This window comes from Comamonas aquatilis, from assembly GCF_965139575.1.
Taxonomy (GTDB): Bacteria; Pseudomonadota; Gammaproteobacteria; order Burkholderiales; family Burkholderiaceae_C; genus Comamonas; species Comamonas aquatilis.
In genome coordinates, this window is the sequence record NZ_CBCSIW010000001.1 from 616,862 (window position 1) to 632,154 (window position 15,293).

16 protein-coding genes and 1 tRNA gene are annotated in these 15,293 nt (G+C 53.8%); 9 read left to right on the forward strand and 8 right to left on the reverse strand.

Features of this window, described 5'->3' with window-relative positions:
* Nucleotides 1–29 precede the first annotated feature (29 nt).
* The 8 genes from ribD to ACNAZA_RS02800 form a co-directional block, all read right to left on the reverse strand.
* Nucleotides 30–1,139: a bifunctional diaminohydroxyphosphoribosylaminopyrimidine deaminase/5-amino-6-(5-phosphoribosylamino)uracil reductase RibD gene (gene ribD, locus ACNAZA_RS02765; protein ID WP_415794921.1), complete on the reverse strand. Its 1,110-nt coding sequence runs from the start codon at nt 1,137–1,139 to the stop codon at nt 30–32.
* A gap of 34 nt (nt 1,140–1,173) precedes the next feature.
* Nucleotides 1,174–1,617 carry a type IV pilin protein gene (locus ACNAZA_RS02770; RefSeq protein WP_415794853.1) on the reverse strand — a complete coding sequence of 148 codons (444 nt, stop codon included), beginning with the start codon at nt 1,615–1,617 and terminating at the stop codon, nt 1,174–1,176.
* A gap of 11 nt (nt 1,618–1,628) precedes the next feature.
* Nucleotides 1,629–4,988 carry a pilus assembly protein gene (locus tag ACNAZA_RS02775; RefSeq protein WP_415794854.1) on the reverse strand — a complete coding sequence of 1,120 codons (3,360 nt, stop codon included), beginning with the start codon at nt 4,986–4,988 and terminating at the stop codon, nt 1,629–1,631.
* 1 nt (nt 4,989) lies between these two features.
* Complete coding sequence (locus tag ACNAZA_RS02780) at nt 4,990–5,733, reverse strand: pilus assembly PilX family protein (RefSeq protein ID WP_415794855.1); 744 nt, start codon at nt 5,731–5,733, stop codon at nt 4,990–4,992.
* Between the two features lie 10 nt (nt 5,734–5,743).
* The gene (locus ACNAZA_RS02785; protein WP_415794856.1) at nt 5,744–6,595 is read right to left on the reverse strand and encodes a PilW family protein; all 852 of its coding nucleotides are present in this window, start codon (nt 6,593–6,595) and stop codon (nt 5,744–5,746) included.
* Between the two features lie 8 nt (nt 6,596–6,603).
* The gene (gene pilV, locus ACNAZA_RS02790) at nt 6,604–7,218 is read right to left on the reverse strand and encodes a type IV pilus modification protein PilV (protein WP_415794857.1); all 615 of its coding nucleotides are present in this window, start codon (nt 7,216–7,218) and stop codon (nt 6,604–6,606) included.
* Nucleotides 7,209–7,775, reverse strand: coding sequence for a GspH/FimT family pseudopilin (locus tag ACNAZA_RS02795; RefSeq protein ID WP_415794859.1), 567 nt, complete (start codon nt 7,773–7,775; stop codon nt 7,209–7,211). Before ACNAZA_RS02795 ends, pilV begins: the two co-directional genes overlap by 10 nt.
* Nucleotides 7,776–7,927: 152 nt before the next feature.
* Nucleotides 7,928–8,197 (reverse strand): hypothetical protein, encoded by a 270-nt coding sequence (locus ACNAZA_RS02800; RefSeq protein ID WP_415794861.1) that lies wholly within the window; start codon nt 8,195–8,197, stop codon nt 7,928–7,930.
* A gap of 247 nt (nt 8,198–8,444) precedes the next feature.
* Between ACNAZA_RS02800 and rpsO the strand changes: the two genes are divergently transcribed.
* The 9 genes from rpsO to ACNAZA_RS02845 all read left to right on the forward strand — a co-directional run bounded on the left by rpsO (nt 8,445) and on the right by ACNAZA_RS02845 (nt 15,265).
* On the forward strand, nt 8,445–8,711 hold the full coding sequence (gene rpsO, locus ACNAZA_RS02805) for a 30S ribosomal protein S15 (protein ID WP_099738165.1): 267 nt from the start codon (nt 8,445–8,447) through the stop codon (nt 8,709–8,711).
* Nucleotides 8,712–8,915: 204 nt separating this feature from the next.
* Entirely contained in the window at nt 8,916–11,162 is a 2,247-nt protein-coding gene (gene pnp / locus ACNAZA_RS02810; RefSeq protein WP_415794862.1) for a polyribonucleotide nucleotidyltransferase, read from the forward strand.
* 156 nt (nt 11,163–11,318) lie between these two features.
* The gene (locus tag ACNAZA_RS02815; protein ID WP_415794922.1) at nt 11,319–12,311 is read left to right on the forward strand and encodes an NAD(P)H-quinone oxidoreductase; all 993 of its coding nucleotides are present in this window, start codon (nt 11,319–11,321) and stop codon (nt 12,309–12,311) included.
* On the forward strand, nt 12,308–13,054 hold the full coding sequence (gene tpiA / locus ACNAZA_RS02820; protein WP_415794863.1) for a triose-phosphate isomerase: 747 nt from the start codon (nt 12,308–12,310) through the stop codon (nt 13,052–13,054). Before ACNAZA_RS02815 ends, tpiA begins: the two co-directional genes overlap by 4 nt.
* 51 nt (nt 13,055–13,105) lie before the next feature.
* Nucleotides 13,106–13,501, forward strand: coding sequence for a preprotein translocase subunit SecG (gene secG / locus ACNAZA_RS02825; RefSeq protein WP_120966639.1), 396 nt, complete (start codon nt 13,106–13,108; stop codon nt 13,499–13,501).
* 121 nt (nt 13,502–13,622) lie between these two features.
* Nucleotides 13,623–13,707: transfer RNA gene (locus ACNAZA_RS02830), tRNA-Leu, on the forward strand.
* 75 nt (nt 13,708–13,782) lie between these two features.
* Nucleotides 13,783–14,142, forward strand: coding sequence for an NADH-quinone oxidoreductase subunit A (locus tag ACNAZA_RS02835; protein ID WP_120966640.1), 360 nt, complete (start codon nt 13,783–13,785; stop codon nt 14,140–14,142).
* Between the two features lie 22 nt (nt 14,143–14,164).
* Nucleotides 14,165–14,644 carry a NuoB/complex I 20 kDa subunit family protein gene (locus tag ACNAZA_RS02840; protein ID WP_027016838.1) on the forward strand — a complete coding sequence of 160 codons (480 nt, stop codon included), beginning with the start codon at nt 14,165–14,167 and terminating at the stop codon, nt 14,642–14,644.
* 9 nt (nt 14,645–14,653) lie between these two features.
* On the forward strand, nt 14,654–15,265 hold the full coding sequence (locus ACNAZA_RS02845; RefSeq protein WP_120966641.1) for an NADH-quinone oxidoreductase subunit C: 612 nt from the start codon (nt 14,654–14,656) through the stop codon (nt 15,263–15,265).
* The last annotated feature ends 28 nt before the right edge of the window (nt 15,266–15,293 follow it).

The window sequence follows — 15,293 nt, forward strand, 5'->3', positions numbered from 1 at the left end:
GGCTCTGATCTGCAAAGTGCTGTCGTGCTTTAAAAAGCCGCGCGGTTCTGGATACGGGCAATGATGCGCAGATCCGGGCCCATGCGCTGCACATCGTGCAGCTCCAGAGCAACTGCTTGGTCCAGCGTATCCAGCGGGCCGATATTGGCAATGCCCATGGCACCCGCGCCCAGCAGCTTGGGTGCCTGATAAAGCAGCAATTCGTCCACCAACGCTTCGCGCAGCAGCGAGCCATTGAGTTTGAAACCGGCCTCTACATGCAGTTCGTTGGTGCCGCGTTGGGCGAGATCGCGCAGCATAGCAGCCAGGTCGACCTTGCCATGCGTATTGGGTGCATGAATAACAGTAGCGCCTAACGCTTGCAGTGCATCGATTTTGGATTGATTTGCACTGCAGCTGTAGATAAGGCAGCCGCTAGGTGCTTTCAAAACATGAGCATCCAGCGGTATGTCCAGCTTGCTGTCGACCACGGCAATACGCGGCTGGCGTGGCGTTGCTATATCGCGCACGTTCAGGCGTGGATTGTCTTCCAGCACCGTGCCTATGCCCGTCAAAATCGCACAGGCGCGGGCGCGCCAGGCATGACCGTCGGCACGGGCCTGAGGGGAGGTGATCCACTGGCTCGCACCGTTGTGCAGGGCGGTTGCGCCGTCGAGCGAACTGGCGGCCTTCATGCGAACCCATGGCGTACCGCGAATCATGCGGCTGAAAAAACCGATGTTGAGCTCGCGCGACTGTGCAGCGCCAGGGCCGATCTCCACCTTCACGCCTGCGGCGCGCAGCCTGGCAAAGCCGCGGCCGGCTACTTGCGGGTTGGGGTCAGTCAATGCCCCTACTACCTTGCCAATGCCTGCGGCGATCAAGGCATCGCAACATGGCCCGGTACGGCCGTGGTGAGAGCAGGGTTCCAGCGTTACATAGGCAGTGGCACCCTGCACATCGTTACCTTTGGCCGTTGCATCACGCAGTGCCATCACTTCGGCATGCGGGCCGCCAGCCTGCTGGGTAAAGCCTTGGCCAATCACGTGGCCGGCAGAGTCGACGATCACACAACCGACGCGGGGATTGGGTGAGGAAAGAAAAAGCGCTTGAGCGGCCTGCTCAAGCGCTAGTTGCATGAAGTGGGTGTGATGGGTCATCTTGCCCACGATGGTAATGCAGTCCTCGAAGGGATTACTTGCCCCAGCAGTCTGCGTCGTAGCCTGAGGTGCCTTGGGTTTTGCCGTTGGCTCCCATGAGCCCTGCTTGATTGAACGTCAGCGTTTTGCATTTGTCTGACGCTTGGCCCCCCTGGGGGATAGCCTGTAGCACAAAGGAGGATGTATCTGAACTTGAAAAACTCAAGGTGTAGTAAGCGCTGCTGTATTGGCCCAGCATCTTGTCCATGGCTGTTTTTTGTGTGCTATCGGAGGTGATGGGGTAGATGCCGTTGGCCGTGGCGGCCCGCTCCATCCATAGTGCGGCCTGCTGCAGACCTGCTTTGGCTTCGTTTCTATGCCCACGACGAATGTATTCCGCATAGCTGGGATATGCGATGGAGGTCAGGATTCCGACAACCGCCACCGTAATCATCAGCTCAATCAGCGTAAATCCATTTTGTTCTTTCTTGGTATTCATTTGATTTGATTTCACTGAAGTTGGCGCCAATTCAGAGACGAAACAGGGTTGCTCAGCTTTCCGGTCTTGGACGTCTGCTGGTTTCCGATGTTTACTTTGCCAGCGCCGGTTTTAAATGAAATTCCCTGTGGGGAGTCTGTCATTCGATTCGTTCCATTATCCGATGAGTTGTAGAGTCCATCTCCGTTGGTATCAATTAGCTGTTGTGTTGGCTTGAGACCAAATTCAATGCCCAAAAGACTGCTCCAGGCCTTGGCGGGAGTCGATGTTGGCTCGCATGTCTCTCCTTCGGTGTTCCCCCCGGATGCGGGAACGTCGGAGCGTATGTTGATAACATTGCTGGACGCTGTATAAAATACAGGGTTTCGAATGACCCTTTCTCCTGTTTCAGGTAAATCAAAATACCAGCCTTTGCTGTTGAGGTAGCTGAGTGCGGTTTGAGTGCCCATATTCCAGAAATCTTGATTTGTACTATTTCCGGAGCCTGCAATCGCATTATTTGAAAAACTTCTGGCGACTAAGTTATTTTTGCTCACTGTGGTAGGCGTTGCAGCCTGCGCGTCCACGATAATTTTTCCCGCTGTGCATGAGCTATCTCCTGCAATGCATACCTTATAGCGCGTGTTATCAAGAACAGAATAAAAGCTTTGTTTGGAAATATCTGTTCTATTCTCTTCGGTAACATTAATTCCTGTGCCAAACGCTACCATTAGTCCACCCGCGCTTTTGTTTATTCTGACCAAGGGGCTTGTTGTAATTGGTTGAATGGTGGTCGCATTGTTGGCCGTATAACTGGCCGTAAATAAAGGTGATCCATTGAAAGCAACGCCCCAATTTTGTGATGTATCGCTGGCAACATTGAATTTCCACAAATTCCCACGTAAATCACCCGCATAGATGATATCGGGAGTGCCGTCTGCGTTGAGGTCTACCAGGCGCGGAGCGGCCAATCCGTTACTGCTGGCATTGGCACCGGACGATGCTGCGGTAATTTTCAAAAGCTCTTTACTTCCATCCAGATATTGAATTAGCAGAACCGGTCTTTCATTTGTGCTGTTGATGCCATTGCCCATCACTACAGCCCAGCGGTTATTGTTCATTTTGACAACTTGAGTCGAAATCTGCGAGTTGTATTCGCTAACCACCGGAGCGCTGAAAATATTTCCGATATCTGCATCAGTTCCTGCTGTGTTGTCCATGACTACCAGACCACCTGCATTTGAGGTAGAGAAGTTGCTTGCATATCCACTAGATACAGTCGCTCCAGGTTGAGTCACATCCAGCACAAAGTAGCCTTTACCTCCTGCCCCCAGACTACCTATCAACATTGTGCGCCAACGATCGGCAGCATTGCTACTGGTCGAACCGATATCGACGTCACCCGAAAATGCAGAGCCGTCTACAAAATAGCGGTGGCTATAACTGCTGTTGGCGAGTTGTGGCAGATTGGCTATGACGCCTTGTGGAACATAGGCAATCCTCTCCTGCCCATCAATCGCCGAGAATCCGTGCAGCATTCCATCATTGCCACCCACATAAAGCATGGGGGTGCGTGTACTATGGCGTTCTGCAAACAAGGCATAGCCCGCCTGGCTGTAGCCTTGGCTGGGGGCGCCGGTATACCATATTGAAGAGTTAACAATATCCCCTTGTATGGAGGTTCTTGTTCTGAAGGTCAGTCCCTGGACCGTTTTTCCATAATTGGAGTTATCTCCACGAATAAAGTCCGCTATGGCTGTGCCAAGTGCTGTTCTGGCGGCGCTGGTCGCGTTGCTTGCTAGAGATGCGGTGAGGCTTGTTTTTTGCGCATCACCGAGGTTGGTGTAGTTAAAGCTGATACCACCAATCCCATTGCTGCTTAATATCAGACGACTACTGATTTGCGAGATGCGAGCATTGAGCTTATCTGCGGTGTTCGCGGCTCTATTGCTAGTGTTTACGCCCCAGTCAGTATTGTCTGATAACGCGCCTGTTTCTGTAGTTATTATTTGAGAGGAAACTGCGCCTTTCCAGCCGTTAGCATCATAGGTGGATGTGTAAAGTTTTGCGTCATTTCCATTAATGGAGTCTGACGAGCCTGCATAACCTGTGACGGGCTGTGTGGTGTCTTCAATGATGCTGCTTACAATATCTTTGAAAGCATTTTTCAAGTCTTCACTATTGCTGGCGGGAACAAACTTCCCTCGGCTATTAATGGCCATGTGCCATAACTCAGTAGTGCGATTGTCTCTATTTATGTAAGCGTTGTAGCCAGTAGATCCATCGCAGGATTGATTGCCATTGGATGCATAATTATTTGAATTATTGCATAAAACGGTAGGCCACTTCTTTGCGCCTGTGGCTAAATCATTGTAGTCGGCTCCGGAATGCGTGGTCCCACCCCATGTCAGCAAGGAGCCCCAGCTTGCGGCATTGTTAAAGCCGATGGTGTAAGTGATTAAATTTTGCCAAGTTGCCGGATTGTTCTCGGGATTCCAGTATGGGCTAAAGGTGATTGATCTATTATTTGATCCTGTTATTGTTTTTTGATCACTAATTTTTATAATGGGCTTTACTTCATTGGCGATGGATGGTTGTAGATCTCTCGACCAATAATAAAAAGCCAAGTCAGATAGTGTGTTTATTGCATCTTTTTTATTGCTTCGAGTATATTCTCCACCCCAGTCATCCTTATAAATATTGGCATAAGGCTGTGAAGGGTCGTAGGTGTTGACTCCATCTGGTAGCGGTGTTGATATATTGTCAATATTTGTTTTTGTTATGGCCGGGTATGTGTCTCTGTCTGCATCTATCATGGCATTTGTGGTCTTTGCAGAGCCATTCCAGCCGCCATCCGTCATGAAGATATGAAAAGATTTTCTGCATGACAGAATATTTCCTGTCCTGGTTCCAGGGATTTCTGCCCAAGGAGAGTTAATTCCTAAATCTGTACGCATCAGAAAATCACCCGCATTTCTGACCATTTTGTGTGAAGGCGTTCCGCCAGATGCCACAAGGGTGTCAACCCAAGTTAGAAAATTGGTGCGGTGGGCGGTATCTAGAATTTTTAGTGTATTTTTGTTGCTGCAATTGCTGCTGGGGATTTCGTCGCAGCCATTCATGGATTGCCATGCTATCCGTAATCGGTTGTCTGGGATATTGCTCGCTGCAAAAGTATCTTTTAGTGCACTTTTGAGGCTTGAGATTCCGGACGCGCCCATACTGCCAGAGTCGTCGACGGAGATAATAACATTGGGTGCGGGTTCCACACTTGCACTGCCTGCTGGGCGCTGTACAAGGCTAAGGGGGGTTGATAATACATAATGAGGCGTTAGTAGCCCTGCAAGCATCAAAGATGAAGTGAGTATGTGAGTTGTTGATTTTTTTTTCATGCTATTCACCTGTAATGGCCGGCATAGATACTATTGTTTGAATCACTGCGGTTGTGGGTGAATGATCTTTGAATGCTGTGCTGCTACTGGATCCTTTGATACCAAAAGCCAAGGCAGTAATTCTAAAAACCATGTCTGCATCGGTTACAGATGTGTTTGTTCCTTGAATCAGCTTGCTTGTATTTCCACCAGGGCTTAATCCTGATGTTCCGTAAGGCATGGGCTCTATCCAGTACCAAGCTCCTTTATTTCCATCGGTCATTGATAAGATGGGGTTGGGAGGAGTTATGGTGGTGGATCCTGTTTGCTTTGCACCGGAATATTGTCCATACCTGGCACCAAGAGTCAGCATGGATTGCAGGGTCGTAGGGTCGTTCCAGAAGTCTTCTGCATTTGTTCTTCTTAGGCAGATTGCATCTTTGCACTGAAGAGTTTGTGCAGATAGTCCATTACTCCAGCTGCCAAAATAAATAGTTTGACTTCCCGGGAATTGCTGGGTGCTGCCAGTTCGTAATGAGGATTTTGTACCATCGTAAAGGTGTCGATAAATATCGTCTTGCGCATCCTGTACCATGGCCTGGGCGGATTCCATGGCCCTCTGATAATCTGCATCGTTGCCTGCTACAAGCTCATTGAAAATGGCGGATCGCGAAGCCCATAATGCTATCAACATGGAGAGTAAAACCAGTACGACTACGACATATAGCGCCGCACCTTGCTGTAATTTTCTTGTTGATGGAGTCATAATTCGACTTTCAATTGCTGACTGGCCATGCATCGCTGCGAGATCGAAATGTATTTCTAAAAACGCTGCGTAATCTACTTCCGCGAGACACCGATTGATTGTTGCAATTGATATAGCTTGATCCAACCGTATCTATATTTTCGCTGCCTTCCAACTCAAGGCACACCTCGATGGATTGCACCTGTGACCAAGAGATCTTATCTGTGAGCGCTGCCGCTGTGACATAGGTGAATGTCGGATTCGTCTCTCCGGTTTGTCTAAGATAACGAACCTGGAAATTTTTGACTTTGATATCGTTTGCCGAGTCTCCACCAATGAGTGGCTGTTTGCTACCTGTACCGGCACAGTACAGTATGTTGCCATCCCGCTTGAAGGCGTTTTGAAGTGCTGCGGGTGGCGATGACGAGGGGTTTTCTCCGAGGCAATTTCTTAATTGTGCTCCCGTGGAGGCAGTGCCACTTGATATGGGATAAAGTTTTTCACTAGGTGAATTTTGATAGACAACTGTGAATAAATATTCGCTGCTGCCAGGGGCGTCTTTTCCGGATATTGCTGTATAGCTGCTCAGTGACGTACTATCAATGAATTGAGCGGTTTCGAGATGGCTATCTGAAGGTTTCAAAGAAAGACTGCCCGCTTGGCGTATCTGTTGCCCAATCACTCGAAAAACAAAAGACGCTTGTTGTTGCATGGTAGTGCTGTCAGAGGTCGTAGTGCTGGCATTTTTGGATGCGAGTAAAGCCCCCATGGCAACTGCAATCGCAAGCAATCCAAGTGCAATACCTATCATGAGTTCAATCAATGTCAAACCTTGCTGATATGGCCTGCATTTAAAACTGCTATTTGAAAATATATGAGTCATGTTGACGACTAATTAGAAGCGCAGTAGGCAGTTGATCCAATGGTTTGGCATCGTTCTTCCAGGCTGATGAACTGAAGATGGCAACTCATATTTGGACTGTTGTCGTCATTGGCGTTGAGTTTGGGGCACTGCACCGTAGCTCCTGAGGCGTCTACGGCTTGTGCTGCGGCCATAGTTCCTGCGCTGCTTTCATTGGAGCGCCATGCCAGCATGACGCCCAAAGACTTTCCGTCCGCAGTTGCAAAAACGCGTACCTTGCCAAGAGGTAGACTATTTTTGACAGAGTTGAGCCAAATATTTTTATCAAAATCAGCCAGTTGAACTGCAGTGCAGTTGGTGGTTGTGCAATCGGCTGAAGGGGTCGTGATGGATTGCGTTAAATCTACCCAGCTTGTCGTGTATTGACTGGCGTTGGCAATGCCGCTAGTTTGATTTTTTATCCGCTCACTCAAGTCCTCGATCAGGCGTATGCTTTGCGTTCTGCGCATCGTGTCTTGGGTATTTGCCAAAGTTCTCATCTGAACGCCTAATATCCCCAGTATGCCGAGAGCTGTTAGTAGAATGGCGATCAAGGACTCTATTAAAGTAAAGCCATTTTGTTTTCTGCTTGTTTTTATGTGCATGGCGGATCTCCGATGACGCGTATTCTTCCGCCGGAACTGCTGCATATGCCTTGTGCTGGTGGGTTTAAATTACCACCGGCGGGTAATATGTAGATGCCTTTGGCATTGATGCCGCTCATCTTTCCCCAGCGATCCAAAGTAATCGATCCGCCACTGCTGGCGACGGTGACTTCAATGCCTTTGGCGGGGGAAATACTTTTTATAGGAGCAAGATTGCCAGCGTTGTCGGTGTAAAAAATACCCCAACCACAGCCCCAGTCTTGATTGGTGGGGGCAAGTGTGCAGCCATCGGTGTTGTTGGTTTTTTTTCGAATCACCACACCGCCGCCGCGTTTGATGGCTTCGGCTCTTGCCAAATACAAGGTGCTGACCATGGATTCGGTGACGGATCGAACGCTCCAGCGTTGAATAATGGGCTTAAAGCTTGGAACGGCAATGGCCGCAAGTACGCCAATAATGGCAATAACTGTCAGCAGCTCGATAGATGTGAAGCCTGGACAGTTTTGAGGGGGGCGCCCAAAAGGGTGCCTGGATGTGTGGTTAACACTAGCATTCATGGCGCCATGCTAGATAGCGCTGAATGCTTTGTGCGTAGCACTTGGACTGAAGGTCGTGTTTGCTGGATAAGCGGCTCCTTGGGCTGATGGAGCCACTGCACCCGAAAGGTGCGTGTTGAAGCCTGGACCGACGGTCACGCAGCCGCGGATGTTTAACGCTTTCCTTTGGGCGGTTTGTGCGTATACCCCGCGCAAGCTCCGGCGTTGGGTCTGCCTTGGCATTCGCGATACAGCCTGCGATCTCGCTCTGCAGGCGTTTCTTCGGAACTGCTGCGAATGTTCTGGATCTTGATGCGCCCACTTTGGCGTTTTTCTGCTTTGTTCGTGCTCGCGGCCTGTGCTTGCGGGGTACGTAGGGTCAGGCTTGCGCTCAGCACAGCTAAAGCGACAGTGGCGACAAACTTGGAGTTCAGTGCGGGCATCGTGCTTTCCTCGAAGGTGGCAGACCTGCGCATTGTTGAGTCTGAAACCAGCTCGATTTGCCGGGGTTTACCTTGATCTCGGCGGCTCACATGACTGCGCTTGGGGTGGGTGTTTGGGAGGGTTGAGAGGCTCTTGATATAATCGACAGGTTTTGCATGGTGCAAGACGCACGCCAGAGCCTTTCCAGCCCCGGCGCAAGTAACCAAGGTGCTCGCCTGCCGAGTGCCAATCTCCAAGGAAAACAAAATGATCGCTGCCTCTATCAAGGCTGAAGTTGTCAAGGCTAACGCTCGTTCCGAAAACGACACTGGTAGCCCAGAAGTGCAAGTGGCCCTGCTGACTGCTCGCATCAACGAACTGACTCCTCACTTCAAGGCAAACGCCAAGGACCACCACGGTCGTCGCGGCCTGCTGCGCATGGTGAGCCGTCGTCGTAAGCTGCTGGACTACCTGAAGTCCAAGGACGCTGAGCGTTACACCGCTCTGATCGCCAAGCTGGGCCTGCGTAAGTAAGCACAGTGCAAGATCGAAACGCCTGAGTTAGCACGCTAGCTCAGGCGTTTTTTACTTCGGAGAAAGCAAAACAGAGCGAAGCTGTGTCATTCCAATGCTGCACTATTCATAGCATTAAGCGCAGCACTGGAATGGCATCGTGTTCTGTTTGCACTCCACTTATAGGCTGGATGTGCACATTCGGCTATCAAACAAGGAGTCAAGATGACCATGTTCAATAAAGTGACCAAGACTTTCCAATGGGGCCAGCACACGGTCACCATGGAAACCGGCGAAATCGCCCGTCAGGCCTCCGGCGCCGTGCTGGTCAATATCGACGACACCGTGGTGCTGGCCACCGTGGTGGGTTCCAAGATTGCCAAGTCGGGCCAGGATTTCTTCCCCCTGACCGTTGATTACATCGAGAAGACATATGCTGCAGGCAAGATCCCCGGCAGCTTCTTCAAGCGCGAAGCCAAGCCTTCGGAGCTGGAGACTCTGACTTCGCGTCTGATCGACCGTCCCATCCGTCCTCTGTTCCCAGAAGGCTTCTACAACGACGTGCACGTGGTCATCCACACCATCTCGTTGAACCCCGAAGTGGATGCCGACATCGCTGCGATGATCGCTGTGTCCGCCGCCCTGTCGGTGTCCGGCCTGCCTTTCAACGGCCCCATCGGTGCGGCCCGCGTGGGTTACATCAATGGCGAGTACGTGCTCAACCCCGGTCAGACCCAGCGCAAGGATTCGCTGATGGATCTGGTGGTTGCCGGTACCGAAGCCGCTGTGCTGATGGTGGAATCCGAAGCCCAACAGCTGCCTGAAGAAGTCATGCTGGGCGCCGTGGTTTACGGCCACGAGCAAGGCCAGGTCGCCATCAACGCCATTCACGAACTGGTGCGTGACGCCGGCAAGCCCGTGTGGGACTGGACTGCGCCTGCCAAGGACGAAGCTCTGATCGCCAAGGTGGCCGAGCTGGGCGAAGCCAAGCTGCGCGCCGCTTATCAAGAGCGCAACAAGCAAGTGCGCACGCACGCTTGCCGTCTGGCATACGCCGACGTGAAGGCCGGCCTGACCGAGCAAGGCGTGGCGTTTGACGGCGTCAAGGTCGAAAGCATGCTGTTCGATATCGAAGCCAGCATCGTTCGCTCGCAAATTCTGGCCGGTGAGCCCCGCATCGACGGCCGCGACACCCGCACCGTGCGCCCCATCGAGATCCGCAACTCCGTGCTGCCCCGTACCCACGGTTCGGCCCTGTTCACCCGCGGTGAAACACAGGCTTTGGTGATCTCCACTCTGGGCACCGAGCGCGATGCACAGCGTATCGACGCACTGTCCGGCGAGTTCGAAGACCGCTTCCTGTTCCACTACAACATGCCTCCCTTTGCCACCGGCGAAGTGGGCCGCATGGGTTCGACTAAGCGCCGCGAAATCGGCCACGGCCGTCTGGCCAAGCGTGCTCTGGCCGCTTGCCTGCCCACCAAGGAAGAGTTCCCCTACACCATCCGCGTGGTGTCGGAAATCACGGAATCCAACGGCTCCTCGTCCATGGCTTCGGTCTGCGGCGGCTGCCTGTCCATGATGGATGCCGGCGTTCCCATGAAGGCACACGTGGCTGGTATCGCCATGGGCCTGATCAAGGAAGACAGCCGCTTTGCCGTGTTGACCGACATCCTGGGTGACGAAGATCACTTGGGCGACATGGACTTCAAGGTGGCCGGTACCACCAGCGGTATCACGGCTTTGCAGATGGACATCAAGATCCAGGGCATTACCAAGGAAATCATGCAAGTGGCACTGGCACAAGCCAAGGAAGCGCGCATGCACATCCTGGGCAAGATGCAGGAAGCCATGGGCGAAGCCAAGACCGAAGTGTCCGATTTCGCTCCCAAGCTGTTCACCATGAAGATCAACCCCGAGAAGATCCGTGACGTGATCGGCAAGGGCGGCGCCACCATCCGTGCGCTGACCGAAGAAACCGGCACCCAGATCAACATCGAGGAAGACGGCACCATCACCATCGCCGCCACTGACGGCGCGAAGGCTGAAGCTGCCAAGCTGCGTATCGAACAGATCACGGCTGAAGTCGAAATCGGCAAGATCTACGAAGGCCCTATCGTCAAGATCCTGGAATTCGGTGCTCTGATCAACCTGCTGCCCGGCAAGGACGGTCTGCTGCACATCAGCCAGATCGCTCACGAGCGTGTGGAAAAAGTGACCGACTACCTGCAAGAAGGTCAGGTCATCAAGGTCAAGGTTCTGGAAACCGACGACAAGGGTCGCGTCAAGCTGTCCATGAAGGCTTTGACCGAGCGTCCCGCCGGCATGCCTGAGCGTGAGCCTCGCGAACCCCGCGAGTACCGCGAACGTGCTCCCCGTCAGAACCGTGACTCGCGCGAACCCCGCGAGAACCGTGAGCCACGCGAAAACCGCGGCGGCGCTGACGACCAGCAACAACAGCAACAGCAGTAATCGCTGAGCGGGAATCCTCTGTATGGAGGGTTCCCGTTTGTGCTTGAGCTGCCTTGCTGTGGATGCTCTTGTATTGATAGCTTCTTGCGCTTGATCCATTAAGGCTCAAGCCTGATTTGACTTTGAAACCTAGGCTCTGATATGGAACACAACACAATGCGTGCGGTAGAAATCACCGCCTTTGGCGCGCCCGACGTGCTGCGCATGGGTGTGCGTCCCATGCCGGTGGCGGCTGAGGGCGAATTGCTGATCCGTGTGGCCGCCAGCGGCATCAACCGCCCTGACGTGCTGCAGCGCAAAGGCCATTACGCTCCACCGCCCGGTGCTTCCGATCTTCCGGGTCTGGAAGTGGCGGGGATCATCGTCTCCGGCGATGAAGCGGCCATGGCGCAAGCTGGATTGAAGATTGGCGATCGCGTCTGTGCGTTGGTCGCTGGTGGCGGTTATGCGCAGTACTGCGTGGCGCCGGTGCAGCAATGTCTGCCGGTGCCGCAAGGCTTTAGCGATGTACAGGCCGCTGCTTTGCCCGAGACCTTTTTTACGGTCTGGAGCAATGTGTTCGATCGTTGTGCGCTGCAGTCGGGCGAGACCTTGCTGGTGCAAGGCGGCAGCAGCGGTATTGGCGTTACTGCCATTCAGATTGCCAAGGCCTGGGGTGCCAAAGTCATTGTGACGGCGGGCTCGGACGCCAAGTGCGAGGATTGCCTCAAGCTCGGTGCCGATCACGCCATCAACTACAAGACCCAGGACTTTGGCGCAGAAGTGCTGCGCATCACGCAAGGCGAGGGCGTCAATGTCGTGCTGGACATGGTCGCCGGCAGCTATGTAGCGCGCGAAGTGCAATGCATGGCAGCCGATGGTCGTCTGGTCATCATTGCGGTGCAGGGCGGCGTCAAGGCTGAGTTCGATGCCGGTCTGGTGCTGCGCAAGCGCCTGACCATTACAGGTTCCACATTGCGCCCGCGTTCGGTGGCCTTCAAGGCCGCTATTGCGCAGGCGCTGCAGCGCAAGGTTTGGCCCATGTTGGAAGCCGGAACCGTGCGCCCAGCCATTTATCGTGAATTCGATGCGGCCGACGCAGCAGCAGCGCATGCGCTGATGGAGTCGAGTCAGCACACCGGAAAAATCGTTTTGACTTGGGAAAAATGAAGCAAAAACTCATTGTCGGCAACTGGAAGATGAACGGCAGCCTGGCTGCCAACGCAGCTTTGCTGCAGGCACTCAAGCAAGGCTTGCCTGCGGATAACAAGGCCGGTGTGGCAGTGGCTGCACCTGCGGTATATCTGGCTCAGATTCAGGCGGAGCTTGCGGGTTCTGCTATTGATGTGGCAGCGCAAGACGTGTCCCAGCATGAGCAGGGTGCGTTCACCGGTGAAAACTCTGCCGCCATGCTCAAGGAGTTTGGCGTGCGCTATGCGCTGGTCGGTCACTCCGAGCGTCGCCAATACCATGGCGAAACGGATGCGGTGGTTGCGCTGAAGGCGCAGGCTGCTTTGGCCAAGGGCATCACTCCCATCGTTTGCGTGGGTGAAACCTTGCAGGAGCGCGAAGCCGGTCAGACCGAAGTGGTGGTCAAACGCCAACTGGCGGCCGTGATTCATCAGGTGGGTCTGTGCGTGAGCGAGTTGGTGGTGGCCTATGAGCCCGTCTGGGCCATCGGTACTGGCAAGACGGCCAGCCCCGAGCAGGCCCAGGAAGTGCATGCCGTGCTGCGTGCGCAGCTGGCGGCGGCTACCGAAAAAGCGGGCCGTGTGCCGCTGCTCTATGGTGGCAGCATGAATGCGGTCAATGCGGCCCAGTTGCTGGCGCAAGCCGATATCGACGGTGGTCTGGTGGGTGGTGCCGCTCTCAAGGCGGCGGATTTCTTGACCATTATTGCGGCTGCGCAATAAGCGCCTTGCCTTGGCAAAGCGCAGCAGAGCAAACAATTAGCAGGTTTATATATGAACGTCTCATTCTTATCCAACGTGATTCTCGCGGTCCAGATGCTGGCCGCGTTGGCCATGATCGGCCTGATCCTCATTCAGCATGGCAAGGGCGCCGACATGGGTGCCTCGTTTGGTAGCGGCAGCTCCGGCAGCCTCTTCGGTGCATCGGGCAGTGCCAACTTCCTGTCGCGTACCACGGCGGCTCTGGCCACTGTGTTCTTCATTACCACCCTGGCTCTGGCCTACCTGGGTAATAACCGTCCCGTCAGCTCCGGCAGCGTGCTGGAGAATGTGCCTGTCACCGCGCCTGCAGCACCCGCTGCACCTGCGGCCATTCCTGATGCATCCGTGCCAGCTCCCGTGGCTCCTGCAGCCGGCACAGAAGGTGCAGCGCAAACTCCTGCGAAATAATTTGATGAAAACTTGAAGAACTCCTAAAAGCAGGGGTTTTTCAAGCTAGAATCTATGGATTGTCTGGGGATCAAAATCTTTGCAACGAAGGTTTCCGAGGTTGCCGGACAATTGAGACGAAGCCGTCGTGGTGGAATTGGTAGACACGCTATCTTGAGGGGGTAGTGGCGAAAGCTGTGCGAGTTCGAGTCTCGCCGACGGCACCAACACATAACTAAAAGCCTGCCCTGCTGATCAGGCGGTGATCGGTGAGGCATGTCTTTAATACAAGGCCCACACTGATGAACATCGATCAGTACCTTCCCGTTCTCTTGTTCATTCTTATTGGCATCGCTGTGGGTGTAGTGCCCCTGGTGCTCGGTTACGTTCTGGGTCCCAATCGTCCTGATGCGGCCAAGAACTCTCCCTATGAATGCGGTTTTGAGGCGTTTGAAGATGCGCGCATGAAATTTGACGTGCGCTACTACCTCGTCGCCATCCTGTTTATCCTGTTCGATTTGGAAATCGCATTTCTGCTGCCTTGGGCTGTCGCGCTCAAGGACGTGGGTGGAGCAGGATTCGTTGCTGTTCTCATCTTCCTGGCCGTTCTGGTCGTGGGCTTTGCCTACGAGTGGAAAAAAGGTGCCCTGGATTGGGAATGAGCGGCTACTCTAAGGAAACACGATGATCGAAGGCGTGATGAAGGAAGGCTTTGTCACCACCAGCTATGACGCGGTGGTGAACTGGGCCAAAACAGGGTCGATCTGGCCCATGACATTTGGTCTGGCTTGCTGTGCTGTGGAAATGATGCACGCAGCGGCTGCGCGTTATGACATCGGTCGCTTCGGCTCCGAAGTGTTTCGTGCCAGCCCCCGCCACTCGGACTTGATGATTGTGGCCGGTACCTTGTGCAACAAGATGGCTCCGGCCATGCGCAAGGTGTACGACCAGATGTCGGAACCCCGTTGGGTGATTTCCATGGGCTCTTGCGCCAATGGCGGTGGCTACTATCACTACAGCTACTCCGTGGTGCGCGGTTGCGACCGCATTGTCCCGGTGGATGTTTATGTGCCTGGCTGTCCTCCGACTGCAGAAGCGTTGATCTACGGGATCATCCAGCTGCAGCAGAAGATCCGCCGCACTCACACCATTGCTCGCGTTTAAAGGGTTGAGATGACTGCAATTGCAATTCACCCCGAAAAACTGCGGGATGTGGTGACTTCGGCGTTGGGCGACAAGGTACGTAACGTGACCTTGGCTCTGGGCGAAGTGACGGTGGAAGTGTCGGCGGACCAGTATGTCGAAGTCATGCAGATCCTGCGCAATGCAGAAGGCTGCAAGTTCGAGATGCTGATGGACCTGTGCGGTGTGGACTACTCCACCTATGCCGAAGTGGGCAAGGAAGGCCCGCGTTTTGCCGTGGTGTCGCACCTGATGTCTCTGACCTTGAACCAGCGCCTGCGTGTGCGCGTGTTCTGCGCGGATGACGATTTCCCCGTGGTCGCTTCGATCAACGACATCTGGAATGCCGCCGGCTGGTTCGAGCGCGAAGCCTTCGACCTGTTCGGCATCGTATTCGATGGCCACGACGATCTGCGTCGCATCCTGACCGACTATGGCTTTATCGGCCACCCTTTCCGCAAAGACTTCCCCATCTCGGGCTATGTGGAAATGCGTTACGACGCCGAGCAGCAACGTGTGGTGTACCAGCCCGTCACGATCGAGCCGCGAGAAATCACTCCGCGCATCATCCGTGAAGACAATTACGGCGGAGGCCTGCACTAAAGGCGCGCGTCGCCTTCTGACGGAAGAC